Raw genomic sequence first — 24,987 nt, 5'->3', positions numbered from 1 at the left:
TGTAGGAGCGGCCTTGTGTCGCGAAAGGGGCGCGAAGCGCCCCCAGCCTTATTCCTGCAGTGGCAAGGTAGCCTGCTGACGCAGAGTAGCCCCCAGGAAGTACGCAGGCGCGCGCAGGCGCGACAGCATCATCAGCACGATCCCCAGCACCGAGATGATCGCGGCAATCACGAACACCAGCCCCAACCCGCCCACATGCGAGCCGCTGCCGAAGTCCGGCGAGGCGCTGTCGATGGCGGTACGCACGAAGATCACCGACAGAATCACCCCTCCCACCAACGGGCACAGGCCGCGCATCAGGAAGTGCCGCAGGCTGTCGAACAGGCTGTGGCGGAAGTACCAGACACAGGCGAAGGCCGTCAGCGAATAGTAGAAGCAGATCATCATGCCCAGTGCAGTGATGGTATCCGCCAACACGTTCTCGCTCAGGGTGCGCATGGTCACGTAGAACAGGCCCGCAGCCACACCAGCGCAGATGGTGGCGTAACGCGGGGTCTGCGAGCGTGGGCAGACGCTGGCGAACTTCTGCGGCACCGCACCGTAGTAACCCATGGCCAACAGGGTGCGCGCCGGCGACACGAAGGTAGACTGCAGCGACGCCGCGGTGCTGGCCAGCACGGCGATGGACATCAGGATCGCCAGCGGCCCCATGACCGGGCCGGCCAGGTGGGCGAAGACGTTTTCCTGGATGCGCGGGTTGTTCAGGCCCAGGCCCTGTTCGCTGATACCAGCAAACTGCAGGGTGGCAATGGCGGTGAACAGGTACAGGCCGAGGATAAGCAGCACGGTCCAGGTGGCCGCCTTGCCCGGTACCTCGTCACTGCCGACCGACTCCTCGCTGACAGTCAGGCAGACGTCCCAGCCCCAGAAGATGAAGATCGACAGCGACAGCCCGGCGGCAAAGGCCGAGAACGATTCGACGCCGAACGGGTTGAACCAGGCGAAATCGAATTCCAGCGGTGGCGGCGCGGTGGTTTCGCCGAAAGCGGCAAAGGCAAAGCCGATCAGCACCAGCAACTGCAGGGCAACCAGGCCGTATTGCACGGTCATGGTGGTGGTCATGCCGCGACAGCAGATCCACACCGCCAGGGCGATGAACACGCAACAGGTGGTTATGTTGATGAGCAGGTTGTCGGCCAAGGCCGCCAGCTCGTGCTTGCCGGTGATCTGGCCAAGGAACAGGTAGAAGAAGTCGACCGCCACCCCTGCCAGGTTCGACAACACGATGGTGGTGGCGACCACCAGGCCCCAGCCGCCGATCCAGCCGATCATCGGGCCGAAGGCACGCGCCGACCAGGTAAACGAAGTACCGCTATCCGGCTCCGCCGAGTTCAGTTCGCGGTAGCCCAAGGCCACCAGCAGCATCGGCAGAAAGCCGACGATGAACACCGCCGGCAGGTGCGCTCCCACTTCACGCACGGTCGGGCCAAGGGCGCCGGTAAGGGTGTAGACCGGGGCGATGGTGGAAATGCCCAGCACCACGCTGGCCAGCAAGCCCAGCCGGCCGGTGGCCAGGCCCTTGCTGCGCTGGGTGTTGCCCGCGTCGGCCGCCACGTCGGGTGGGCGGCCGGCTTCTGTGTAATTGCTCATGAGTATTTGCCGTAAATTTTGGAATTGTTTTCACAGGCCTTGCGTACAAGGCCCGCTTTCACTCATTGAAAGCTTGCTGCCGGGAACAAGTCATCCGAGACCTTCGGGTGACGTCAGAATGCCTCCTGCCGTGCGCCCTCCCGTGTAGCGTAAGCAATGCAGGCCTCGCGAAACGCCTGGAACAGGCGCAGCGAGACCGGGTTTTCGGTAAATCGCCACTCCGGGTGCCACTGCACGCCGAGCACAAAACCTGGCGCCGCAGGCATGGACACCGCTTCGATCAGGCCATCCGGGGCCCGTGCCTCGACACGCAGGCCTGGGGCCAGGCGGTCGATGCCCTGGCTGTGCAGCGAGTTGACCTCGAACTGCGCCGCCAGGCCCAGGCGCTCGAACAACCCGCCAGGCTCTATGCCGACAAGGTGACGAGGGCCGTATTGCACCTCCAGGGGTGCGTCCTCAGGTTCACGGTGGTCAAGGTAGCCAGGCAGTTCCTGCACGCGCTGGTGCAGGCTGCCGCCCAGGGCTACGCTCAATTCCTGGTAGCCGCGGCAGATACAGAACACCGGCACACCGGCGGCAATGGCCGCCTGCAACAGCGGCAGGGTCAGGCGATCGCGTGCCAGATCATGCCGGGTACCCGCCGCGCTGGGGGCGCCATTGTAATGATGCGGTTCGATATTTGAAGGTGAGCCGGTAAAAACAATGCCGTGCAGACGGGCCAGCAGCGCCTGCGTGTCGCTGCCCCCGTCACGGGCCGGCAAGATCAGTGGCAAGCCGGCAAAGCCGGCCGCCTCGACATACTTGTCGCCTACCGTGTGCGACGAGTTCTTCCCCACCTGCTGACGGCAGGCGCTGACACCGATCAAGGGGACCGCATTTGCGCTCATGGGCTTACACCGTGTGCAGGTACCAGTTGTACTCGAGGTCGGAAATCGACACTTCGAACTCGGCCAGTTCGCTCTCCTTGCAGGCCACGAAGATATCGATGTAGTCCGGGCTGATGTATTGGTTGAGGACTTCGCTGTCGTCCAGCGCGCGCAGGGCATCGCGCAGGTTGTTCGGCAGGCTCTGCTCCAGCTGTTCGTAGGAGTTGCCTTCGATCGGTGCCTGCGGCTCGACCTGGTTGGTCAGGCCGTGGTGAACACCGGCGAGGATCGCCGCGAGCATCAGGTAGGGGTTGGCGTCGGCACCGGCCACGCGGTGCTCCAGGCGCACGTTTTCGCTACTGTCGGTGGGCACGCGCACCGCCACGGTGCGGTTGTCCAGGCCCCAGCTTGGCGCATTGGGCACGTAGAACTGCGCGCCGAAGCGGCGGTAGGAATTGATGTTCGGGCAGAGGAAGGCCATCGACGCCGGCATGGTCTCCAGCACACCACCGATGGCATGGCGCAGCGCGTCGCTTTGCAGCGGGTCGTCGCTGGCGAAGATGTTCTTGCCGGTTTTCTTGTCCAGCAACGAAATGTGCACGTGCAGGCCATTGCCTGCCTGGCCCGGGTAGGGCTTGGCCATGAACGTGGTGTCCATTTCATGGTCGTAGGCAACGTTCTTGATCAGGCGCTTGAGCAGGATCGCGTAGTCGCAGGCCTTCAGTGGGTCGGCCACATGATGCAGGTTGACCTCGAACTGTGCCGGGGCGCTTTCCTTGACGATGGCGTCGGCGGGCAGACCCTGTTCCTTGGCCGCTTCGAGCATGTCCTGCAGGCAGTCGGCATATTCATCGAGGTCGTCGATCAGGTACACCTGGGTCGATTGCGGGCGCTTGCCGGAAATTGGCGAGCGCGGCGGCTGCGGGCGACCGTTGAGATTGTCCTGGTCGATCAGGTAGAACTCCAGCTCGAACGCGGCGCAGATATCCAGACCCAGGTCATCGAACTTGCTCACCACCTGGCGCAGTACTTCGCGCGGGTCGGCGAAGAACGGCTGGCCATCCAGTTCGTGCATGGTCATCAGCAACTGGGCTGTGGGGCGCTTCTGCCACGGCTCGTCCGACAGCGTGCCGGGGATCGGGAAGCAGATGCGGTCGGCATCGCCGATGTCCAGGCCAAGGCCGGTGCTCTCGACGGTGGACCCGTTGATGTCCAGGGCGAACAGCGATGCCGGCAGGTTGATGCCCTTCTCGTACACCTTGTGCAGGCTGGCCCGCTCGATGCGCTTGCCACGTACCACGCCATTCATGTCGGAGATCAGCAGGTCGACGTACTGCGTGTCCGGATGGGCCTGGAGGAAGTCATTCATCTCGCTGGAAGAACTGGCGCACGGGGTTACCGACGTCATGGCTGTACATCCTTTGATTTGCTGCGGCGATGTGGGGGATACGGCTGGCGCCTCACGGGCGACGATGGTTGCAGCTGTTGTTCTTTTCACTTTCCCATCGTGGGGATTGGTTACCCGACCGGGCGCATTGATTCCCGGGGGCCGTTTCACTATAAAATGGCCAAAACGCAACAGACATTGGCAATTCGGCAAGCAGAGCGTGCACCAATGCAATATCAGATTACCCATGCCGACCTCTCCCTGGTCCTGGCCCTGGAACGTGGCCGCTCGCTGGCCAAGGCTGCCGAGTTGCTCAAGGTCGATGTGTCGACGGTGTTCCGCTCGATCCGCCGGCTGGAATCGGCGCTGGGCACCGCCTTGTTCGTCAAGAGCCGCAAGGGCTACTTGCCGACCGACACCGCCCAGGCCCTGGCCGAGCAGGCCGAGCGCGCCGAGCAGGCGCTGGAGGCGGCGCGCATCGCCATGACCAGTGGCGAGCAGGTGGTCAGCGGCACCGTGCGCCTGACCTGTACCGAGGCGGTGATGCACAGCCTGCTGCTGCCGGCGTTGGCCGAGTTCATGCCGAACTACCCGGCCTTGTCGCTGGAGATGGGCACCTCCAATACCTTCGCCAACCTCAGCCGGCGCGATGCTGACATTGCCCTGCGCCTGACCAACACGCCGCCGGAGCACCTGGTGGGCCGCAACCTGGGGTCCACCTCTTACGTGGTCTGCGGCCAGCCGCAGTGGCGTGAGCGCCTGGCCGAGTCACCTGCCAGCGTACCGTGGATCGCCCCCGACGACTCGATGCAGGACCACCCCACGGTGGTCTGGCGCAACCAGCAGCACCCGGGCTTGAGCCCGCGTTACCAGTGCAGCGGCATGTCGACCATCGCCCAGCTGGTCACGGCCGGGCTCGGCGTGGCAGCGTTGCCAGACTACATGGTGCACGCGCTGCCCGGGGTGGATGCGCTGAGCGGACCGCTGCCGGGTTGCGACACCCAGCTGTGGCTGCTGACCCGGCCGGACTGCCGGGCGTTGCGCTCGGTGCAGACCCTGTTCGAGGAGCTGACCCCGCGGTTGCGTGACGCGATGCTCTGAGGTTATCGTCGGGCTCAGGTATCGAGGGTGTCTGTTCCGGCCCTTTCGCGGCTGACGCCGCTCCCACTGGGTGCGGTGATGAGCCTGAGGACAATGCGGCCCCTGTGGGAGCGGCTTCAGCCGCGAAGAAGGCAACACAGGGCTTGAAGGTGACCACCCGACAAAACAGCGCTTCCCTATTGGCTGGTGATTTTTTAAACTATCGAGTCCGCCTGCCCATTATTGGGCTGCACGCCCACCGCAATTGCTACTGAGGAAGACCATGGCCCGCGTAACTGTTGAAGACTGCCTGGAACACGTGGATAACCGCTTTGAGCTGGTCATGCTCTCGACCAAGCGCGCTCGCCAGCTGGCGACCGGCGGCAAAGAGCCACGCGTTGCGTGGGAAAACGACAAGCCGACCGTTGTTGCCCTGCGTGAAATCGCCGAAGGCATCGTCACCAACGAGTTCATCGCCGCTGAAGAGATCGTCACCGAGGATCCGGTGTTCGCCGCGTTCGAGGACGAGAACAACGAGGCTGTCTGATTGATGCCAGGTCGACGTCGCACGGCGCAAGGCCCTCTTCCTCGGCAGGAGGTGAACCCATGCCGGGTATAGAAGCCTTGGCCGAACGGCTGTCGACCTACCTTGGCCCCGAACAGGTCAACCTGGTCCGGCGCGCCTATTTCTACGCCGAACAGGCCCACGATGGGCAGCGCCGCCGCAGTGGCGAACCCTACGTGACCCACCCACTGGCCGTGGCCAGCATCCTAGCTGACATGCACATGGACCATCAGAGCCTGATGGCGGCCATGCTGCACGACGTGATCGAAGATACCGGCATCGCCAAGGAAGCCCTCAGCCAGCAGTTTGGCGAGACCGTGGCCGAACTGGTCGATGGGGTCAGCAAGCTGACCCAGATGAACTTCGAGACCAAGGCCGAGGCGCAGGCCGAAAACTTCCAGAAGATGGCCATGGCCATGGCCCGCGATATTCGCGTGATCCTGGTCAAGCTGGCCGACCGCCTGCACAACATGCGCACCTTGGAAGTGCTGTCCGGCGAAAAACGCCGGCGCATCGCCAAGGAAACCCTCGAGATCTACGCCCCCATTGCCAACCGCCTGGGCATGCACACCGTGCGCGTGGAATTCGAGGACCTCGGCTTCAAGGCCATGCACCCGATGCGTTCGTCGCTGATCCACCGCGCGGTGAAAAGCGCTCGCGGCAACCGCAAGGAGATCGTCGCCAAGATCGAGCATTCGCTGGCCAACTGCCTGGCCGCCGACGGCATCGAGGGCGAGGTCAGCGGCCGGCAAAAACACCTCTATGGCATCTATAAGAAGATGCGCGGCAAGCGCCGCGCCTTCAACGAAATCATGGACGTGTACGCGTTCCGCATCGTCGTCGACAAGGTCGACACCTGTTACCGCGTGCTCGGCGCGGTGCACAACCTGTACAAGCCGCTGCCCGGTCGCTTCAAGGATTACATCGCGATCCCCAAGGCCAACGGCTACCAGTCGTTGCACACCACACTGTTCGGCATGCACGGCGTGCCCATCGAAATCCAGATCCGCACCCGCGAGATGGAAGAGATGGCCAACAACGGCATCGCCGCGCACTGGCTGTACAAATCCAACGACGACGAGCAGCCCAAGGGCAGCCACGCCCGTGCCCGTCAGTGGGTCAAGGGCATCCTCGAACTGCAGCAACGTGCCGGCAACTCGCTGGAATTCATCGAAAGCGTGAAGATCGACCTGTTCCCGGACGAGGTCTACGTGTTCACGCCCAAAGGCCGCATCATGGAGCTGCCCAAAGGCTCCACGGCGGTCGACTTCGCCTACGCGGTGCACACCGACGTCGGCAACAGCTGCATCGCCTGCCGCATCAACCGCCGCCTGGCGCCGCTGTCCGAACCGCTGCAAAGCGGCTCGACGGTGGAAATCGTCAGCGCCCCGGGCGCGCGGCCGAACCCGGCCTGGCTCAACTTCGTGGTTACCGGCAAGGCGCGCACGCACATCCGCCACGCGCTCAAGCAACAGCGCCGCTCCGAGTCCATCAGCCTGGGCGAACGCCTGCTGAACAAGGTGCTCACCGGCTTCGACAGCAGCCTGGAGATGATCCCCCAGGAGCGTATACAGGCGATTCTCGCCGAGTACCGCCTGGAGCTTATCGAAGACCTGCTCGAAGACATCGGCCTGGGCAACCGCATGGCCTACGTGGTAGCGCGCCGCCTGCTGTCGGCCGAAGGCGAGCAGCTCCCGGCACCGGAAGGCCCGCTGGCGATCCGTGGCACCGAAGGCTTGGTGCTGAGCTACGCCAAGTGCTGCACGCCGATCCCGGGCGACCCGATCGTCGGCCACCTGTCGGCAGGCAAGGGTATGGTCGTGCACCTGGAAAACTGCCGCAACATCAGTGAAATCCGCCACAACCCGGAGAAGTGCGTACAGCTCTCCTGGGCCAAGGACATCACCGGTGAATTCAATGTCGAGTTGCGCGTCGAACTGGAACACCAGCGCGGCCTGATTGCCCTGCTGGCCAGCAGTGTCAACGCCGCCGACGGCAACATCGAGAAGATCAGCATGGACGAACGCGACGGCCGTATCAGCGTGGTCCAACTGGTGGTCAGCGTGCACGACCGCGTGCACCTGGCGCGTGTGATCAAGAAGCTGCGTACCCTGACCGGTGTGGTCCGCATCACCCGCATGCGTACGTAGTCCGCCAACCGCAAGGAGTCATCATGAGCAAGACCGTCATCAACAGCGACAAGGCCCCTGCCGCCATCGGCACCTACTCGCAGGCGATCAAGGCCGGCAACACCGTGTACATGTCGGGCCAGATCCCGCTGGACCCGAAGACCATGGAACTGGTCGAAGGCTTCGAAGCCCAGACCGTACAGGTGTTCGAGAACCTCAAGGCCGTGGCTGAAGCCGCTGGCGGTTCGTTCAAGGACATCGTCAAGCTGAACATCTTCCTCACCGACCTGAGCCACTTCGCCAAGGTCAACGAGGTGATGGGCCGCTACTTCGAGCAGCCTTACCCGGCCCGCGCCGCCATCGGCGTTGCCGCGCTGCCGAAAGGTGCCCAGGTCGAAATGGACGCCATCCTGGTCATCGAGTGATGCCTCCGGTGACGGGTGCCCTGCCCGTCACCTTCCCTTCTCTGCAAGGTTACCCCGTCATGCGTCAAGCACTGCCCATCGTGCTGGCAGCCCTGCTTCTGGGCGGCTGCGCCAGCCACAAACCTGAAGACCTGAACGGCACCTGGATCAACCAGAAAGCCATCGATGAGGTGGTCGAAAGCGGCCGCGTTACTCAAACCCTGAACAAACACGGCATTGAACTCGAATGGAAACTGGACGTTGCAAACCAGAAAGCGAGCTTCAGTAACGGCTTCGAAGGCGTGGATGGTCAGCTGATCCTCAATGAGGACCAGTGGCAGGTTAGTACCGAAGGTGAAGAACCTGCCCGATTGACGCTGCGTGGCGACGAATTGAAAGTGGCAAACCGCACCTTTGGTGAACAGACTTTCGTGCGCGTCAAATCTCCACCTGCAGCAAATGCACCACTAGGCGGTAGCTTCGAGAAAGCACTGTACCAGGCCTACCTGGGCGGCAACTGGAAGATCGTCGAAGGGCAGGGAAAAGGTGCCAGCGTGCGCTTCGGCGACACCGGCAATGTCACCGGCCTGCCAGGGCCAGATCGTTTCGCCCTGTGCCTGGCGGGCGACTGCGCGACCATGGGTGGCAGCAATGACAGCCTGTGGCTGGAGCGGAACCAACGTGGCGCGCCGTTCATCCTCAAGCGCGATGGCGACAAGCTGGAGATCTTCCAGGCGGTGAACAGCGCGCAACCGGATGAAATGCCAGTGTTGGCGGCCGGTAAACGCCAGTGGCTGCTGGAACAGGACTGAAACCTGCTGAGATCGTGGTCGAACACACTGGTCTCTTCGCGGGTAAACCCGCTCCCACAGGTACACCGCCAGGCTTGAAACCAACGGTGCACCTGTGGGAGCAGGTTTGCCCGCGAAGAGCACAGTAGACTCAGCACCCGCCTTTCAGGATCGCCGCATAGCCTTCCTTGTAACTCGGATACATCGGCGCCCAACCCAACGCCCGCGCTCGGGCATTGCTGCAGCGCTTGCTGCCGGTACGCCGCACTCGCTGCTCATCCGACCACTCGGTTACACCCATGTACGCCCGCAGCCAGGCCACCACATCGGCCAGCGGCGCCGGGTCGTCGTCGACACCGATGTAACAGTCCTCAAGCACCTTGCCGTCGGCATCTGCCTGCAACAGAAACGCCAACAGGCTTGCAGCATCCTCGGCATGGATGCGGTTGCCATACAGCGGTGGCTCCTCGGCCACGCGGTAGCCCTGGCGCACCTGACTGAGCAGCCACTCGCGTCCGGGACCATAGATGCCGGTCAGGCGCACCACGCTGGCCGGGATGCCGCTGGCCAGTGCCAACCGCTCTGCCTTCAGCATCAATCGCCCGGAATATCCTTCAGGCTCGGTGGCCGCGCCTTCCTCGATCCACTCGCCTTCCTTCTGTGCATACACGCTGCTGCTGGACACGAACAGCAGGCGCCGTGGGCGTTGGCCGCGCTCGGCCAGCCAGTCCAGCACATGGCGCAAACCGTCGACATAGGCTGCCTGGTAACCCGCCTCGTCGTGCTGGCTGGCCGCCACGCAGTACACCAGGTAGTCCGGCGCGCGCTGCGGCCAGGCGTCAGGAATCGATGGTTCGGACAAGTCCGCCGCCACCGGCACGACTCCCGCAGGCAACTGCCCGACCGAGCGACGCAGGCCGCTCACCTGCCAGCCGCGCGCAAGCATCTGCCGGGCAAGGCGCCCGCCTACATCACCACATCCCACCACCATCACGGAATGGTCTGACATCTCTAAACTCCCTAGACCAATTGATCAGGCCGACCACGCTACACGATGGATGGCTAGACCATAGGCGAAAAAAGCAACAAGATTACTTTTGTTAACAAGAATTACTTGCAATAATGGCCGCCAAATTGTTCTCGGCCTACCTCGAGGCCTTGGAGAACGCTCACTTCATTCTTCATCAGGTCCGGCCAGCATGACACGTACTCAACCTTCCGCTTCGCCAACCCCGTCGCGCGCCTGGCGCGCCATCGCCGCGCTGACGCTCAGCCTGGTGCTGGCCCCGGTGGCCATGGCCGATGAGCCAACCGCCAATGCTGCCACGCCTGCTGCCGCTACTGCACCAGCTGCACCGGCCGTTGCCCCAGCCGCAGCACCGGCTGCCGACGCAGTTGCTGCCCCGGCCGCAGCAGACCCGAGCGTCGAAGCCCTGGTTGAAGACACCTCGCTGGGCATGGCCCACGACCTGTCCCCATGGGGCATGTACAAGAACGCCGACGTGGTGGTGAAGGCGGTGATGATCGGCCTGGCCATCGCCTCCATCATCACCTGGACCATCTGGATTGCCAAAGGCTTCGAGCTGATGGGCGCCAAGCGTCGCCTGCGTGGTGAAATTGCCCTGCTGAAGAAATCCGCCAGCCTCAAGGAAGCCAGCGACGTTTCCAACAAGGAAGGCACCCTGGCTCACACCCTGGTCCACGACGCGCTCGAAGAGATGCGCCTGTCGGCCAATGCCCGCGAAAAAGAAGGCATCAAGGAGCGCGTCAGCTTCCGCCTGGAGCGCCTGGTACACGCTAGCGGCCGCACCATGAGCAGCGGCACCGGCGTACTCGCCACCATCGGCTCCACTGCACCATTCGTCGGCCTGTTCGGTACCGTATGGGGCATCATGAACAGCTTCATCGGCATCGCCAAGACCCAGACCACCAACCTGGCCGTGGTTGCCCCAGGTATCGCCGAGGCCCTGCTGGCCACCGCCCTGGGCCTGGTCGCCGCAATCCCGGCCGTGGTCATCTACAACGTCTTCGCCCGCTCTATCGCCGGCTACAAGGCCCAGGTGTCCGACGCCTCCGCCCAGGTACTGCTGCTGGTCAGCCGTGACCTGGACCACCAAGGCAGCGAGCGTGTTGCCCCGCACATGGTGAAAGTGGGGTAAGCCATGGGCCTGCATCTCAACGAAGGTGGCGACGACCTCGCCGAAAACCACGAAATCAACGTTACGCCGTTCATCGACGTGATGCTGGTGCTGCTGATCATCTTCATGGTCGCAGCCCCGTTGGCCACGGTCGACATCAAGGTCGACCTGCCGGCCTCGACTGCCAAGCCGGCGCCGAGGCCCGAGAAACCGGTGTTCGTCAGCGTCAAGGCCGACCAGAAGCTGTACGTCGGCGACGATCAGGTCCCTGCCCCCGACCAGCTTGGCCCGATGCTCGATGCCAAGACCAAGGGCGACAAGGAAACAACCATCTTCTTCCAGGCTGACAAAGGCGTGGATTACGGTGACCTGATGGAAGTGATGAACAACATGCGCGCGGCCGGCTACCTGAAGGTCGGTCTGGTAGGTCTCGAGACGGCAGCCAAGAAATGACAAGAACGCGCTCTAACATGGCGCGCTACGGTGGCAGCCTGGCGATCGTGCTGGGCGTGCACGTGATCGCCGTGCTGCTGACGCTCAACTGGTCGGTGCCCCAAGCCATCGAACTGCCACCGGCAGCCATGATGGTCGAGCTGGCGCCGTTGCCGGAGCCTGCGCCACCACCGCCCCCTAAAGCGGCGCCGCAGCCACCGGCACCGGTCGAGGAACCGCCGCTGCCGAAGCTGGCCGAGGCACCAAAGCCCAAGATCGCCATTCCCAAGCCGCCCAAGCCGAAGGCCAAGCCACAGCCGCCCAAGCCCGAGAAAAAGCCTGAGCCGCCGAAGGAAGCACCGCCGACCGAACAAACGGTAGACGCACCGCCCAGCAACACGCCGCCGCAGAAGTCCGCGGCACCGGCGCCGAGCATTGCGTCCAACAGCAACGCCCTGCCGACCTGGCAGAGCGACCTGCTGCGTCACCTGGCCAAGTACAAGCGTTACCCGGAAGACGCGCGCCGTCGCGGCCTGCAGGGCATCAACCGCCTGCGCTTCGTGGTCGACGCCGAAGGCAAGGTGGTGTCGTACTCCATGGCCGGTGGGTCGGGGAGTGCCGCCCTGGACCGGGCGACCCTGGAAATGATCCGTCGGGCCGGCACGGTACCCAAGCCGCCACCCGAGTTGCTGAACAATGGCACGATCGAAGTCGTGGCACCGTTCGTCTACTCGCTGGACCGCCGCTGAGACTTTTGTTTCTGTCACAAATCGGCAAGTCTGATAACGTGCGTCTATCGATTGCAGCCGCTATGCTGGGCTCGCAACTTCATGGACGCACGTTATGACCCTCACAGAATTACGCTACATCGTCACACTCGCCCAGGAACAGCACTTCGGCCATGCCGCCGAACGCTGTCACGTGAGCCAGCCGACCCTGTCGGTCGGTGTGAAGAAGCTCGAGGATGAGCTTGGCGTGCTGATCTTCGAGCGCAGCAAGAGCGCGGTCCGCCTGACCCCGGTCGGCGAAAGCATCGTCGCCCAGGCGCAAAAGGTACTGGAGCAGGCCCAAGGCATTCGCGAGCTGGCTCAGGCCGGCAAGAACCAGCTGACTGCCCCGCTCAAGGTCGGTGCCATCTACACCGTAGGCCCGTACCTGTTCCCGCACCTGATCCCACAGCTGCACCGCGTGGCGCCGCAAATGCCGCTGTACATCGAAGAGAACTTCACCCACGTACTGCGCGAAAAACTGCGCAACGGCGAACTGGACGCGGTGATCATAGCCCTGCCGTTCAACGAAGCCGACGTGCTCACCTTGCCGCTTTACGATGAACCGTTCTGCGCCCTGATGCCGGCCGACCACCCGTGGACCGCGAAAAAGACCATCGACACCGCCATGCTCAACGACAAGAGCCTGTTGCTGCTCGGTGAAGGCCACTGCTTCCGCGACCAGGTACTGGAAGCCTGCCCTACGCTGAACAAGGGCGGTGAAGGCTCCAAGCACACCACGGTGGAGTCCAGCTCGCTGGAAACCATCCGCCACATGGTGGCCTCGGGCCTGGGCGTGTCGATTTTGCCGCTGTCGGCGGTGCACAGCCACCACTATGCCCCCGGCGTCATCGAGGTCCGCCCACTGACTGCACCGGCACCATTCCGCACCGTGGCCATCGCCTGGCGCGCCAGCTTCCCGCGGCCGAAGGCCATCGAGATCCTCGCCGACTCGATCCGCCTGTGCTCGGTCGCCAAAGCCCCTGCGGAACAATCGGCCTGAGTCATGAGTGAGCTGTCGAAGGTCCCGGTCACGGTACTCAAGGGGGTAGGCGAGGCCATGGCGGAGAAACTCGCCAAGGTCGGCCTGGAGAACCTGCAGGACGTGCTGTTCCACCTGCCCCTGCGCTACCAGGACCGCACCCGCGTGGTGCCGATAGGCCAACTGCGCCCTGGCCAGGACGCGGTGATCGAGGGCGTGGTCAGCGGCGCCGACGTAACCATGGGCAAGCGCCGTAGCCTGGTGGTGCGCCTGGGTGACGGCAGCGGCGTGCTGAGCCTGCGCTTCTACCACTTCAGCAACGCGCAGAAGGAAGGCCTCAAGCGCGGTACCCATCTGCGCTGCTACGGCGAAGCCCGCCCCGGCGCTTCGGGCCTGGAAATATACCACCCGGAATACCGTGCGCTGAACGGCGACGAGCCGCCGCCACCGGTCGAGCAGACCCTGACGCCGATCTACCCGTCCACCGAAGGCCTTACCCAGCAACGCCTGCGCCTGCTGTGCCAGCAGAGCCTGGGCCTGCTCGGCCCGCGCAGCCTGCCGGACTGGCTGCCCGAAGAGCTGGCCCGGGACTACCAGCTGGCGCCGCTGGACGATGCCATACGCTACCTGCACAACCCGCCGGCCGACGCCGACCTCGACGAGCTTGCCGAAGGCCAGCACTGGGCCCAGCACCGCCTGGCCTTCGAAGAACTGCTGACCCACCAGCTGTCGCAGCAACGCCTGCGCGAAAGCCTGCGCAGCCTGCGCGCGCCGGTGCTGCCCAAGGCCCAGCGCCTGCAGGCGCAGTACCTGGCCAATCTGGGCTTCCAGCCGACCGGCGCGCAGCAGCGGGTGGCCAACGAAATTGCCTACGACCTCAGCCAGCACGAGCCGATGATGCGCCTGGTGCAGGGCGACGTGGGTGCCGGCAAGACCGTGGTCGCCGCCCTGGCTGCGCTGCAGGCGCTGGAAGCCGGGTACCAGGTGGCCTTGATGGCACCCACCGAGATCCTCGCCGAACAGCACTACATCACCTTCAAGCGCTGGCTCGAACCGTTGGGCATCGAAGTGGCCTGGCTGGCCGGCAAGCTCAAGGGCAAGGCCCGGGCAGGCGCGTTGGAGCAGATCGCCAACGGTGCGCCAATGGTAGTCGGCACCCACGCGCTGTTTCAGGAGGAGGTGAAGTTCAAGCACCTGGCTCTGGCGATCATCGATGAACAGCACCGTTTTGGCGTGCAGCAACGCCTGGCCCTGCGCAAGAAGGGCGTGGCCGGGGAATTATGCCCGCACCAGCTGATCATGACCGCCACGCCAATTCCTCGAACCCTGGCCATGAGCGCCTACGCCGACCTGGACACCTCGGTGCTCGACGAGCTGCCACCCGGGCGTACCCCGGTGAACACCGTGCTGGTGGCCGACAGCCGTCGCTTCGAAGTGGTCGAGCGGGTACGCGCCGCCTGCGCCGAAGGGCGCCAGGCCTATTGGGTGTGCACCCTGATCGAAGAATCCGAAGAGCTGACCTGCCAAGCCGCCGAAAGCACCTACGAGGAGCTGGGCAGTGCCCTGGGTGAGCTGCGGGTGGGGTTGATCCACGGGCGCATGAAACCGGCGGAAAAGGCCGAGATCATGGCCGAATTCAAGGCTGGCAACCTGCAGTTGCTGGTCGCCACCACGGTCATCGAGGTGGGCGTGGATGTGCCCAACGCCAGTCTGATGATCATCGAGAACCCCGAGCGCCTGGGCCTGGCCCAGTTGCACCAGCTGCGCGGCCGCGTTGGCCGTGGCAGCGCCGTCAGCCATTGCGTGCTGCTGTACCATCCGCCACTGTCGCAGATTGGCCGCGAGCGGCTAGGGATCATGCGGGAAACCAACGACGGCTTCATCATCGCCGAGAAAGACCTGGAACTGCGTGGCCCGGGCGAGATGCTCGGCACCCGCCAGACCGGCCTGTTGCAGTTCAAGGTCGCCGACCTGATGCGCGACGCCGACCTGCTGCCGGCCGTGCGCGACGCCGCCCAGGCCCTGATCGCTCGCTGGCCGGAACACGTCAGCCCACTGCTCGATCGCTGGCTGCGCCATGGCCAGCAATATGGCCAAGTGTGACGCTAGTCCCATAATGGATCCAGTTCTGCGCCCAGGCTGGTTATACTTCGCGTTTAAAAGAATCAGTGGATACGGACCATGACTGAAGTTGCCCTGGACACCGCAACCCCACACGCTCCCTCGGTCATCCGGCTGCTGCTCGACAAACTCGGCGTGGCCTACCGCGAGGTGGTCGAACATCCGCACCTGCCGGCAACGTCGCGGGTACAGGCCGTGCTGCTCGACGACGAGGTCGGCGCCCTGATGGTGCTGTTCCCGCAGAGCCAGCTGCTGGACCTCAACCGCCTGGCCGAACTGACCGGGCGCAAGCTCACCGCGGTTTCGGTGCCACGCCTGAAGCAGATGCTGGACAAACACCAGCTCAAGGCCCTGCCAGGCATCCCGGCGCTGACCAGCTCGCCGTGCCAGTACGAAAAGAGCCTGCTCGACGCTGAAACCGTATTTATCCAGTCTGGCGAAGCCGGTCTGCTGCTGGAAATCGAGCGCGCGCACTTCAAGCGCATGCTGGCCAAGGCCAGCGCCAGCAGCTTCGGCCAGGAAGTGGAGGCCATCAGCCCCAACCTCGACCGCCCCGATGATGACACCCGTGAAATCACCAACGCCGTCCAGGCCTTCACTGCACGGCGCATCCAGAAGCGCCTGGAAGAAACCATCGAAATCCCGCCGCTGGCCGATACCGCGCAAAAGATCATCAAGCTGCGGGTAGACCCCAACGCCAGCATCGACGATATCACCGGCGTGGTCGAAACCGACCCGGCGCTGGCAGCACAGGTGGTGAGCTGGGCGGCATCGCCCTACTACGCCTCACCTGGCAAGATCCGCTCGGTGGAAGATGCCATCGTGCGTGTGCTGGGCTTCGACCTGGTGATCAACCTGGCCCTGGGGCTGGCGCTTGGCAAGACCCTGAGCCTGCCGAAGGACCACCCGCAACAGGCCACGCCGTACTGGCAGCAGTCGATCTACACCGCCGCGATCATCGAAGGCCTGACCCGCGCCATGCCACGGGCCGAGCGCCCCGAGGCCGGCCTGACCTACCTGGCCGGGCTGCTGCACAACTTTGGCTACCTGCTGTTGGCGCACGTTTTCCCGCCGCACTTCTCGCTGATCTGCCGCCACCTGGAGGTCAACCCGCACCTGTGTCACACCTACGTGGAGCAACACCTGCTGGGCATCAGCCGCGAGCAGATCGGTGCCTGGTTGATGAAGCTGTGGGACATGCCGGAAGAACTATCCACCGCGCTGCGCTTCCAGCACGACCCGGCCTATGAAGGCGAGTTTTCAGCGTTCCCCAACCTGGTGTGCCTGGCTACCCGCCTGCTGCGCTCGCGGGGGATTGGCTCGGGGCCGCAGCAAGAGATTCCAGACGAATTGCTGGAGCGGCTGGGGATTACCCGGGACAAGGCCGAGGATGTAGTGAACAAGGTGCTCGAGGCAGAGAGCCTGCTGCGTGAGCTGGCTTCGCAGTTCCACGCACCGCACTGATATCAAAAGGGGCCGCTTTGCGGCCCAATCGCCGGCAAGCCGGCTCCCACAGGTTCGACACAGGCCTGAGGGCAGTGCTATCCCTGTGCGAGCTGGCTTGCCGGCGATTGGGCTGCAAAGCAGCCCCTACAATTTCAGCCCTTCTTCTTCGGTTTCAGGTACTTCATCAACCCCTGGAACCACATCACCAGCGCCGGGTTGCCCTTGATCTGGATGTGCTTGTCCTGAATCCCCTGCATGAACGCCAACTGCTTGTTACCTGCCTGCATGGTGGCAAAGCCATAGGCGGCGTCCTTGAAAGCAATGGCGAAAGCCGGCTGCGGGTGCGCGCCGCCCTTGCTGCTGATGCGTTCGTTGCTGACGATGAAGTGCCGGGCAACCTTGCCGTCCAGGGTCTGCATCTGGAACACCAGGTTCTTGCCCTTGAGCTGCTGCTGGAACGCCGGGTTGTTGCGGCTTGCCCTGGCCATCAACAGCCCCATGGCCCAGAGAAGAAAGCGGAACTTCATCAACGCGCCTCGAATTAAAAGTGACTAAAGCGCGCAGTCTATCCTTTTCCAGGACTATTTATGCAAGCTCGAAACATTTTGCCTGCAGAAAGCACAACGGGCGCCCTGGGGCGCCCGCTTGGCTGACACTGGTGTTGTCAGGGCGCGATCACTTGCCTTTCTTGGCCGGCTTGACGGGGGCGTTGACGCTGTCGCGCAGGTTCTTGCCTGGCTTGAAGGCCACGGTATTACTGGCCTTGATCTTGACCGGTTCACCGGTTTGCGGGTTCTTGCCGGTACGAGCACCGCGATGACGTTTTTCGAAAGTGCCGAATCCGACCAGGGTCACGGTGTCCTTGTCCAGGGCACCCGTGATGCTGTCGAGAATCGCGTTCAAAACCTGATTGGCCTTTTCCTTGGTCAGATCGGCCTTTTCGGCGATGACGGCGGCGAGTTCTGGTTTGCGCATAGTGAAGCCTCTTTGACGGAATTCTTGTTGTTATGCCGTGCTGCCCTGGGAGCAGCGCTCAAGGCACCGCAGGCTCTAATCTGCGGCAGACGGAAGTGAGGATGGCACGTGCACAGGGGCCGCGCCAGTATCTGGGCGGCCATTGTGCAAGCAACAACAGGATAAATCCGACAGAACACCAGCTATTTACGCCATCACGGCCGGCAGCTGGCGATTCAAGGCCAGCTTCTCCATCACGGCCGCACCTGTGAGGGCATAGCCCAGCAGCTTGCCCTCTGCATCAAGGCAGAGCACCTTGAGGTCACTGCCCTGCCCCTCTACCTGCCAGGTGCCTTCATGACCCTGGGGCGGCGACGAGACCACCAGTGGGCAGGCCGGGGTTTTCACGGTGATCGGCATCGGCCCGTATGCGACCGTTGTCGGCTTGCCGGCCAGGGTTTGCGCCAGGGCCCGGGCACAACTCATCAGCGGCATTACATAGAGCAGGTTGATGCCATCGACTTCGGCACAGTCGCCAAGGGCAAAGATGTTGGCGTGGGACGTGCGCAACTGGCGGTCCACGCAAACGCCGCGGTTGGTCTGCAGCCCAGCGGCGGCGGCCAGGTCGGTACGCGGGCGCAGGCCAATGGCCGAAACCACCAGATCGCAGGCGATCATGCTGCCGTCGGACAGGTGCGCCTCCAGGCCCAGGGGCACCTGCTGCAGGCGGGTCAGTACCGGGCCAAGGTGAAAGCGCACGCCCAGACCTTCCAGCCCGGCCTGCACGGCAGTGGCAGCGGCCGGGTGCAGCAGGGTCGGCATGACTTGCTCGCACGGCGCCACCACATCGACCTCGAAGCCGCCCAGGCTCATGTCGTTGGCGAATTCGCAGCCGATCAGGCCGGCACCGAGGATCAACACACGCTGTTTGCCGACGGCGGCGGCACGGAAGCGCGCGTAGTCTTCCAGGTCGTTGATCGGGAACACCCGATCGCCGCCATCACCTTCGATCGGCACCTGCACCGTCTGCGCGCCCCAGGCCAGCACCAGATCGCGGTATTCCACCGCCTCTTCACCTATCCACAAACGCTTGTGGCCCGGGTCGATGCCGCTGATGCGGGTATGGGTGCGAATCTCGGCATTCAGTTGCTCGGCCATGGCACCCGGCTCGGCCATGCACAGGCCGTCGGCGTCCTTCTGCTTGGCAAAGCCGGTGGACAGCATGGGCTTGGAGTAGGAACGACCGTCATCAGCGGTGATCAGCAGCAGCGGCGTCTGCGCATCGAGCTTGCGAAATTCACGGGCCAGGTTGTAGCCCGCAAGGCCGGTACCGATGATTACCACAGGGGACGTCATGTAGTGCTTTCCTCGATTAGCCGATGGAGATCATTTCAAAGTCGCTCTTGCCCACGCCACAGTCGGGGCACAGCCAGTCTTCAGGCACATCTTCCCAGCGGGTGCCGGGGGCGATGCCGTCGTCGGGCCAGCCTTCGGCTTCGTCGTAGATCAGGCCGCAGACTATACATTGCCACTTTTTCATGGGGGGTGGTTTCCTCGGTTCAGGCTGGGGCTTTGTGTTGCTGCTGATGGCCCTTTCGCGGCTTTAGCCGCGAAGAAGCCGGCGCGCAATGCGTGGGGCTTTGTAGCGGCCCTGTCGGCAGTATGCAAGCAGTTGGGGCAATCATGCTAAGCTCGCCGCCTCTCTGGTTGTAACAAGCAGACCGACGTGTCGTACGAATCCCCGCAAGCAGCCGCTGTCGCGTGGCTGCCGTATTCACAGCTGGCGACCGACATCGACCAGCCCACCCTTGACTGGCTGTTCGACGAAGGCTCGCTGACCCGCCGCCTGACCCGCCTGTCCGACGACCACTTCTCCGTCACCCCGCTGTTCGAAGGCTGGCAACCGCTGCGCGATGACGAATGCCAGGCACTGGGCATCGCCGCCGGTGCCGAAGGCTGGGTGCGCGAGGTGTACCTGCGCGGCCATGGCCAACCCTGGGTATTCGCCCGCAGCGTCGCCAGCCGCAGCGCCCTGGAGCGCGGCGGGCTGGACCTCGAAACCCTCGGCAGCCGCTCGCTGGGCGAGTTGCTGTTCTGCGACCAGGCGTTCATCCGCCACCCCATCGAGGTGTGCAGTTATCCACAGGCCTGGCTGCCCGACGAAGCCGCCCACGCATCGCTGTGGGGCCGCCGTTCGCGCTTCGAACGTGGCGGCCTGGACCTGCTGGTGGCGGAGGTGTTTCTGCCAGCATTGTGGCAAGCGGCCAAGGAGGAAAACCGCTGATGTACCTGCAACTGCTCAAGTCGCTCAACCGCCTGCACCCACGGGCTTGGGACTTCGTCCAGCTCAGCCGCATGGACCGGCCGATTGGAATCTACCTGCTGCTGTGGCCGACCTTGTCGGCGGTGTGGATTGCCGGCAACGGTTCACCAACCCTGGCCAACGTGCTGATCTTCGGCCTCGGTGTGGTGCTGATGCGCGCTGCAGGTTGCTGCATCAATGACTTTGCCGACCGCAAGGTGGACGGCCACGTCAAACGCACCGCCGACCGCCCCCTGGCCAGCGGCCGGGTCCGCCCGCGCGAAGCACTGGCGCTGTTCGCCATCCTGGTCGGAGTGAGCTTCCTGCTGGTGCTGTGTACCAACAGCCGCACGGTTTGGCTGTCGTTCGGTGCGGTGGCACTGGCGTTCTGCTACCCGTTCATGAAGCGCTACACCTATTACCCCCAGGTGGTGCTGGGGGCGGCGTATTCCTGGGGCATTCCCATGGCCTTCACCGCAGCGGGTGGCGAGCTGCCGGCCAGCGCCTGGCTGCTGTATATCGCCAACCTGCTGTGGACGGTGGGCTACGACACCTACTACGCCATGGTTGACCGTGATGACGACCTCAAGATAGGCGTGAAGTCGACCGCTATCCTGTTCGGCGACGCCGACCGCACCATCATCCTGACCTTGCAGCTGCTGTCGCTGGGGTGCCTGTTGCTGGCCGGCAGCCGCTTCGAGCTGGGCGGCTGGTTCCATCTGGGGCTGCTGGGCGCGGCGGCGTGCTTTGCCTGGGAATACTGGTCGACGCGCAAGCTGGACCGGGAGTCGTGCTTCAAGGCATTTCTGCACAACCACTGGGCGGGGATGCTGGTGTTCATTGGTGTGGTGCTGGAATACGCATTGCGTTAAGGCTGATTGCCCTATCGCCGACAAGCCAGCTTCCACACGTACAGCGCTGCCTTTACAGCCTGCACATAACCTGTGTGAGCTGGCTTGCCGGCGATGGGCCGCAAAGCGGCCCCGGGACCTCAAGGCTTGGCAACGTGCCAGACATCCTTCACACCATCGCCGGTCTTGTCCCCGGCCTTCTTGTCCTTGATGAAGGTGTACAGCGGCTTGCCGTCATAGGCCCACTGCTTGCTGCCATCATCGCGCATCACCACTGTCCACTTGTCCTTGGCCGGTTCGTCATTGGCCTTGACCATCAGCGGCGGCCAATTGGTGGCACATTCGCCGTTGCACATCGACTTGCCGCCCGCATCCTTGTCGAAGGTGTACAAGGTCATGCCGGCATGATCGACCAACATGCCGCCCTTCTCCATCGCATGGTCGGCCAAGGCCACCCCCGGGAGCGCCAGCGCAGTGAAAAGGGCCATCCAGCTCAGCGTTTGTCGTGTCATTGGATTCACCATTGTTTCGGGGGGGTTTAAGTTCTGATTGCCACAACTACGGCCCTTTCAAGCCTAGTTCAGTCATGGAATGTCGCCAGAACGGCCAACACCCTGTCACACAGCTGCAATAATTCCGTTATCTAATGCGGGCCAAGACACCGTATCCAGGAGAGGTTTTGAGCATGGTTGGCAGGAACATTCTGATCGTCGACGACGAAGCACCGATTCGCGAGATGATCGCCGTTGCCCTGGAAATGGCCGGCTATGACTGCCTGGAAGCGGAAAACTCCCAACAGGCCCACGCGATCATCGTCGACCGCAAACCGGACCTGATCCTGCTCGACTGGATGCTGCCGGGCACCTCTGGCATCGAGTTGGCCCGCCGCCTCAAGCGCGACGAGTTGACCGGCGACATCCCGATCATCATGCTCACCGCCAAGGGTGAAGAGGACAACAAGATCCAAGGGCTGGAAGTGGGGGCCGACGACTACATCACCAAGCCGTTCTCGCCGCGTGAACTGGTCGCCCGTTTGAAAGCCGTTCTGCGCCGCACCGGCCCAAGCGATAGCGAGGCACCGATCGAAGTCGGCGGCCTGCTGCTCGACCCGATCAGCCACCGCGTGACCATCGACGGCAAGCCAGCCGAAATGGGCCCTACCGAATACCGCCTGCTGCAGTTCTTCATGACCCACCAGGAGCGCGCCTACACCCGTGGCCAGCTGCTGGACCAGGTGTGGGGCGGTAACGTCTATGTCGAAGAGCGCACCGTCGACGTACACATCCGCCGCCTGCGCAAGGCGCTGGGTGAAGCCTACGAAAATCTGGTACAAACCGTCCGGGGCACCGGCTACCGCTTCTCGACCAAGAGCTGATCGAGCTGAAAAGCGCCAAGCTGCACGTCGTTGTACAAGGACCGTCAATTGAACCAGAACTGGCACGCGACCCTGATTCGCCACCTGCTGCTGCTGATAACCGTCTGCCTGATCGGCGGGCTGGTCAGCGGCTACTATGGCTGGAGCCTGGCCATCGGCCTGGCGCTCTACCTGGGCTGGACCCTCAAGCAACTGCTGCGCCTGCATGACTGGCTGCGCAACCACCAACCCGACGAAGCACCGCCCGATGGCTACGGCCTGTGGGGCGAGGTGTTCGACAGCATCTACCACCTGCAACGCCGCGACCAGCGCGTGCGCGGCCGCCTGCAGGCGGTGATCGACCGGGTGCAGGAGTCTACCGCCGCGCTGCGTGACGCGGTGATCATGCTGGACAGCGACGGCAACCTGGAATGGTGGAACCGCGCCGCCGAAACCCTCTTGGGCTTCAAGACCCCACAGGACGGCGGCCAGCAGGTGACCAACCTGGTGCGCCACCCGCGCTTCAAGGAATATTTCGAGGCAGGGAACTACCTTGAGCCGCTGGAAATCCCCTCGCCGATCAACGACCGCATGCGCGTACAGCTGCACATCACCCGCTACGGCAACAACGAGCACCTGATGCTGGTGCGCGATGTGACACGCATCCACCAGCTGGAGCAGATGCGCAAGGACTTCGTCGCCAACGTATCCCACGAGCTGCGCACACCACTGACGGTGATCACCGGCTATCTGGAAACCTTGCTGGACAACGTCGAAGACGTGAACCCGCGCTGGAGCCGAGCCCTGCAGCAGATGAGCCAGCAAGGTTCGCGCATGCAGACGCTGCTAAACGACCTGCTGCTGCTGGCCAAGCTGGAGGCCACCGACTACCCGTCGGACAACCAGCCAGTGGCGGTCGATGCCTTGCTCGCCGCGATCAAGAACGACGCCCAGGCGCTGTCCGGGCCCCGCAACCAGCGCATTACCCTGGAAGCCGCACCCGGCGTACAGCTGAAAGGCAGCGAGTCGGAGCTGCGCAGTGCTTTTTCCAACCTGGTGTTCAACGCGGTCAAGTACACCCAGGACGAAGGCAGCATCCGTATTCGCTGGTGGGCCGATGCTCAGGGCGCGCACCTGTCGGTGCAGGACTCGGGGGTGGGCATCGATGCCAAGCACCTGCCACGCCTGACCGAGCGCTTCTACCGGGTCGACTCCAGCCGTGCCTCGAATACCGGCGGCACCGGGCTGGGGCTGGCGATCGTCAAACATGTGCTTATGCGCCACCGCGGCAAGCTGGAGATCAGCAGCGTGCCGGGGCATGGCAGTACCTTTACCTGTCACTTCGCGCCGGCACAATTGGCTAACGGCAAGGCTTGAGATCGGGGCTGCTGCGCAGCCCTTCGCGGGCACGCCCGCTCCCACAAGGACCGCAATAAGTCCGCCACCCTTTGCTTTTACGGCCCCAGCCGCTACATTGGACCCCCTGTGCCAGCAAGAGCTGGCACTTTTTTTCTCTCTATCTCGAAGACGGACCCCGTAAAAACTCCATCATGGACCCTTCCCCTGGTATCAGCCTCACCTCGTTATTCGCCGATTTCGGCATGATCATCTTTGCCTTGCTTCTTGTGCTGCTCAACGGCTTCTTCGTTGCCGCCGAGTTCGCCATGGTCAAGCTGCGCGCCACCCGCGTCGAGTCCATCGCCGAGCTGCACGGCTGGCGTGGCAGCATCCTGCGCAAGGTACACAACCAGCTCGACGCCTACCTGTCGGCCTGCCAGCTGGGCATCACCCTCGCCTCGCTGGGCCTGGGCTGGGTCGGTGAACCGGCGTTCGCCCACCTGCTCGAGCCGCTGCTGGCCTACCTGGGCGTGGACACGCCCGAGCTGATCAAGGCCATCTCGTTCTTCGTCGCCTTCTTCGTCATCTCGTACCTGCATATCGTGGTCGGCGAGCTGGCGCCCAAGTCCTGGGCCATCCGCAAGCCCGAACTGCTGTCGCTGTGGACCGCCGTGCCGCTGTACCTGTTCTACTGGGTGATGTACCCGGCCATCTACCTGCTCAATGCCAGCGCCAACACCATCCTGCGCATTGCCGGCCAGGGCGAGCCCGGCCCACACCACGAGCACCACTACAGCCGTGAAGAGCTCAAGCTGATCCTGCACTCCAGCCGTGGCCAGGACCCGAGCGACCAAGGCATGCGCGTACTGGCCTCGGCCGTGGAAATGGGCGAGTTGGAAGTAGTCGACTGGGCCAACTCGCGCGAGGACATGGTCAGCATCGATGCCCATGCGCCGTTGAAGCAGATCCTGGCCCTGGTGCGCCGTCACAAATTCAGCCGCTACCCGGTGTACGACGCCGAGCGTGAGGAGTTCACCGGCCTGCTGCACATCAAGGACCTGCTGCTGGAGCTGGCCGAACTCGAGCACCTGCCCGAAACCATCGACCTCGACGACCTGGCTCGGCCACTGGAGCGCGTGTCGCGGCACATGCCGCTGGCGCAGTTGCTGGAGCAGTTCCGCAAGGGCGGTGCGCACTTCGTACTGGTGGAGGAAGCCGATGGCAAGGTGATTGGCTACCTGACCATGGAAGACGTGCTGGAAGTGCTGGTAGGCGACATCCAGGACGAACACCGCAAGACCGAGCGCGGCATCCTTGCCTACCAGCCGGGCAAGCTGCTGGTGCGCGGCGACACGCCGCTGTTCAAGGTCGAGCGCCTGCTGGGCGTCGACCTAGACCATATCGAGGCGGAAACCCTCGCCGGGCTGGTCTACGAGACCCTCAAGCGTGTGCCTGAAGAAGAGGAAGTGCTCGAGGTCGAAGGTCTGCGC

25 protein-coding genes are annotated in these 24,987 nt (G+C 63.6%); 16 read left to right on the top strand and 9 right to left on the bottom strand.

What is annotated here, in order from left to right; translation table 11 throughout:
• Positions 1–48: 48 nt before the first annotated feature.
• From ACK1U9_RS07315 to ACK1U9_RS07305, 3 genes are all read right to left on the bottom strand, one after another.
• The gene (locus tag ACK1U9_RS07315; RefSeq protein ID WP_013974795.1) at positions 49–1,590 is read right to left on the bottom strand and encodes an APC family permease; all 1,542 of its coding nucleotides are present in this window, start codon (positions 1,588–1,590) and stop codon (positions 49–51) included.
• A gap of 113 nt (positions 1,591–1,703) precedes the next feature.
• The gene (locus tag ACK1U9_RS07310; RefSeq protein WP_449109792.1) at positions 1,704–2,477 is read right to left on the bottom strand and encodes a gamma-glutamyl-gamma-aminobutyrate hydrolase family protein; all 774 of its coding nucleotides are present in this window, start codon (positions 2,475–2,477) and stop codon (positions 1,704–1,706) included.
• A gap of 4 nt (positions 2,478–2,481) precedes the next feature.
• Positions 2,482–3,864, bottom strand: a complete 1,383-nt coding sequence (locus ACK1U9_RS07305) for a glutamine synthetase family protein (protein ID WP_046613699.1) — start codon at positions 3,862–3,864, stop codon at positions 2,482–2,484.
• 207 nt (positions 3,865–4,071) lie between these two features.
• Between ACK1U9_RS07305 and ACK1U9_RS07300 the strand changes: the two genes are divergently transcribed.
• The 5 genes from ACK1U9_RS07300 (at position 4,072) to ACK1U9_RS07280 (ending at position 8,833) form a co-directional block, all read left to right on the top strand.
• Positions 4,072–4,944, top strand: a complete 873-nt coding sequence (locus ACK1U9_RS07300; RefSeq protein WP_013974798.1) for a LysR family transcriptional regulator — start codon at positions 4,072–4,074, stop codon at positions 4,942–4,944.
• A gap of 262 nt (positions 4,945–5,206) precedes the next feature.
• Positions 5,207–5,470, top strand: coding sequence for a DNA-directed RNA polymerase subunit omega (gene rpoZ / locus ACK1U9_RS07295; RefSeq protein WP_003253383.1), 264 nt, complete (start codon positions 5,207–5,209; stop codon positions 5,468–5,470).
• Between the two features lie 59 nt (positions 5,471–5,529).
• Positions 5,530–7,638: a bifunctional GTP diphosphokinase/guanosine-3',5'-bis pyrophosphate 3'-pyrophosphohydrolase gene (gene spoT / locus ACK1U9_RS07290; protein ID WP_013974799.1), complete on the top strand. Its 2,109-nt coding sequence runs from the start codon at positions 5,530–5,532 to the stop codon at positions 7,636–7,638.
• A 23-nt stretch (positions 7,639–7,661) separates the two neighbouring features.
• On the top strand, positions 7,662–8,042 hold the full coding sequence (locus ACK1U9_RS07285) for a RidA family protein (RefSeq protein ID WP_009684531.1): 381 nt from the start codon (positions 7,662–7,664) through the stop codon (positions 8,040–8,042).
• 59 nt (positions 8,043–8,101) lie between these two features.
• A complete protein-coding gene (locus ACK1U9_RS07280; protein ID WP_085601104.1) occupies positions 8,102–8,833 on the top strand; it encodes a hypothetical protein in 732 nt (243 codons plus the stop codon).
• 130 nt (positions 8,834–8,963) lie between these two features.
• Here ACK1U9_RS07280 and ACK1U9_RS07275 read toward each other — a convergent pair whose 3' ends face one another.
• A complete protein-coding gene (locus ACK1U9_RS07275) occupies positions 8,964–9,821 on the bottom strand; it encodes an SDR family oxidoreductase (protein ID WP_085601103.1) in 858 nt (285 codons plus the stop codon).
• A gap of 190 nt (positions 9,822–10,011) precedes the next feature.
• On the opposite strand from ACK1U9_RS07275, the gene exbB reads away from it, so the two are divergent.
• The 6 genes from exbB (at position 10,012) to ACK1U9_RS07245 (ending at position 16,716) form a co-directional block, all read left to right on the top strand.
• Positions 10,012–10,971 (top strand): tonB-system energizer ExbB, encoded by a 960-nt coding sequence (gene exbB / locus ACK1U9_RS07270; RefSeq protein ID WP_085601102.1) that lies wholly within the window; start codon positions 10,012–10,014, stop codon positions 10,969–10,971.
• 3 nt (positions 10,972–10,974) lie between these two features.
• Positions 10,975–11,403 (top strand): TonB system transport protein ExbD, encoded by a 429-nt coding sequence (exbD, locus tag ACK1U9_RS07265; RefSeq protein ID WP_013974803.1) that lies wholly within the window; start codon positions 10,975–10,977, stop codon positions 11,401–11,403.
• Positions 11,400–12,131, top strand: coding sequence for an energy transducer TonB (locus tag ACK1U9_RS07260; protein WP_046613703.1), 732 nt, complete (start codon positions 11,400–11,402; stop codon positions 12,129–12,131). Before exbD ends, ACK1U9_RS07260 begins: the two co-directional genes overlap by 4 nt.
• A gap of 94 nt (positions 12,132–12,225) precedes the next feature.
• The gene (locus ACK1U9_RS07255) at positions 12,226–13,152 is read left to right on the top strand and encodes a hydrogen peroxide-inducible genes activator (RefSeq protein WP_051096444.1); all 927 of its coding nucleotides are present in this window, start codon (positions 12,226–12,228) and stop codon (positions 13,150–13,152) included.
• A 3-nt stretch (positions 13,153–13,155) separates the two neighbouring features.
• Positions 13,156–15,234 carry an ATP-dependent DNA helicase RecG gene (gene recG, locus ACK1U9_RS07250; protein WP_085601101.1) on the top strand — a complete coding sequence of 693 codons (2,079 nt, stop codon included), beginning with the start codon at positions 13,156–13,158 and terminating at the stop codon, positions 15,232–15,234.
• Between the two features lie 78 nt (positions 15,235–15,312).
• Positions 15,313–16,716 (top strand): aminoacyl-tRNA deacylase and HDOD domain-containing protein, encoded by a 1,404-nt coding sequence (locus tag ACK1U9_RS07245; RefSeq protein WP_284385693.1) that lies wholly within the window; start codon positions 15,313–15,315, stop codon positions 16,714–16,716.
• A gap of 134 nt (positions 16,717–16,850) precedes the next feature.
• On the opposite strand, the gene ACK1U9_RS07240 is transcribed toward ACK1U9_RS07245, so the two are convergent.
• The 4 genes from ACK1U9_RS07240 to ACK1U9_RS07225 all read right to left on the bottom strand — a co-directional run bounded on the left by ACK1U9_RS07240 (position 16,851) and on the right by ACK1U9_RS07225 (position 19,192).
• On the bottom strand, positions 16,851–17,225 hold the full coding sequence (locus tag ACK1U9_RS07240; RefSeq protein WP_085601099.1) for an SCP2 sterol-binding domain-containing protein: 375 nt from the start codon (positions 17,223–17,225) through the stop codon (positions 16,851–16,853).
• A 148-nt stretch (positions 17,226–17,373) separates the two neighbouring features.
• A complete protein-coding gene (locus tag ACK1U9_RS07235) occupies positions 17,374–17,673 on the bottom strand; it encodes an HU family DNA-binding protein (RefSeq protein ID WP_013974808.1) in 300 nt (99 codons plus the stop codon).
• Between the two features lie 186 nt (positions 17,674–17,859).
• Complete coding sequence (locus ACK1U9_RS07230; RefSeq protein WP_449109791.1) at positions 17,860–19,008, bottom strand: NAD(P)/FAD-dependent oxidoreductase; 1,149 nt, start codon at positions 19,006–19,008, stop codon at positions 17,860–17,862.
• Positions 19,009–19,024: 16 nt separating this feature from the next.
• Positions 19,025–19,192: a rubredoxin gene (locus ACK1U9_RS07225; protein ID WP_003253349.1), complete on the bottom strand. Its 168-nt coding sequence runs from the start codon at positions 19,190–19,192 to the stop codon at positions 19,025–19,027.
• Between the two features lie 186 nt (positions 19,193–19,378).
• Between ACK1U9_RS07225 and ACK1U9_RS07220 the strand changes: the two genes are divergently transcribed.
• Positions 19,379–19,936: a chorismate--pyruvate lyase family protein gene (locus ACK1U9_RS07220; RefSeq protein ID WP_085601097.1), complete on the top strand. Its 558-nt coding sequence runs from the start codon at positions 19,379–19,381 to the stop codon at positions 19,934–19,936.
• Positions 19,936–20,826, top strand: coding sequence for a 4-hydroxybenzoate octaprenyltransferase (gene ubiA, locus ACK1U9_RS07215; protein ID WP_449109790.1), 891 nt, complete (start codon positions 19,936–19,938; stop codon positions 20,824–20,826). The genes ACK1U9_RS07220 and ubiA overlap by 1 nt, the downstream gene beginning before the upstream one ends.
• A gap of 119 nt (positions 20,827–20,945) precedes the next feature.
• Here the strand turns inward: ubiA and ACK1U9_RS07210 are convergent, their stop codons facing one another.
• Entirely contained in the window at positions 20,946–21,317 is a 372-nt protein-coding gene (locus ACK1U9_RS07210; RefSeq protein ID WP_085601096.1) for a COG4315 family predicted lipoprotein, read from the bottom strand.
• Between the two features lie 173 nt (positions 21,318–21,490).
• Between ACK1U9_RS07210 and phoB the strand changes: the two genes are divergently transcribed.
• The 3 genes from phoB to ACK1U9_RS07195 all read left to right on the top strand — a co-directional run.
• Complete coding sequence (phoB, locus tag ACK1U9_RS07205; protein WP_003253341.1) at positions 21,491–22,180, top strand: phosphate regulon transcriptional regulator PhoB; 690 nt, start codon at positions 21,491–21,493, stop codon at positions 22,178–22,180.
• A 48-nt stretch (positions 22,181–22,228) separates the two neighbouring features.
• Positions 22,229–23,536: a phosphate regulon sensor histidine kinase PhoR gene (gene phoR / locus ACK1U9_RS07200; RefSeq protein WP_046613709.1), complete on the top strand. Its 1,308-nt coding sequence runs from the start codon at positions 22,229–22,231 to the stop codon at positions 23,534–23,536.
• A 173-nt stretch (positions 23,537–23,709) separates the two neighbouring features.
• On the top strand, positions 23,710–24,987 hold a 1,278-nt coding region (locus ACK1U9_RS07195; RefSeq protein ID WP_449109789.1), incomplete at its 3' end, for a hemolysin family protein.

The organism is Pseudomonas sp. XP1 (assembly GCF_053557675.1).
Note: the sequence above shows the minus strand (reverse complement) of the source record. Positions and strands in the feature narration are given on the sequence as shown.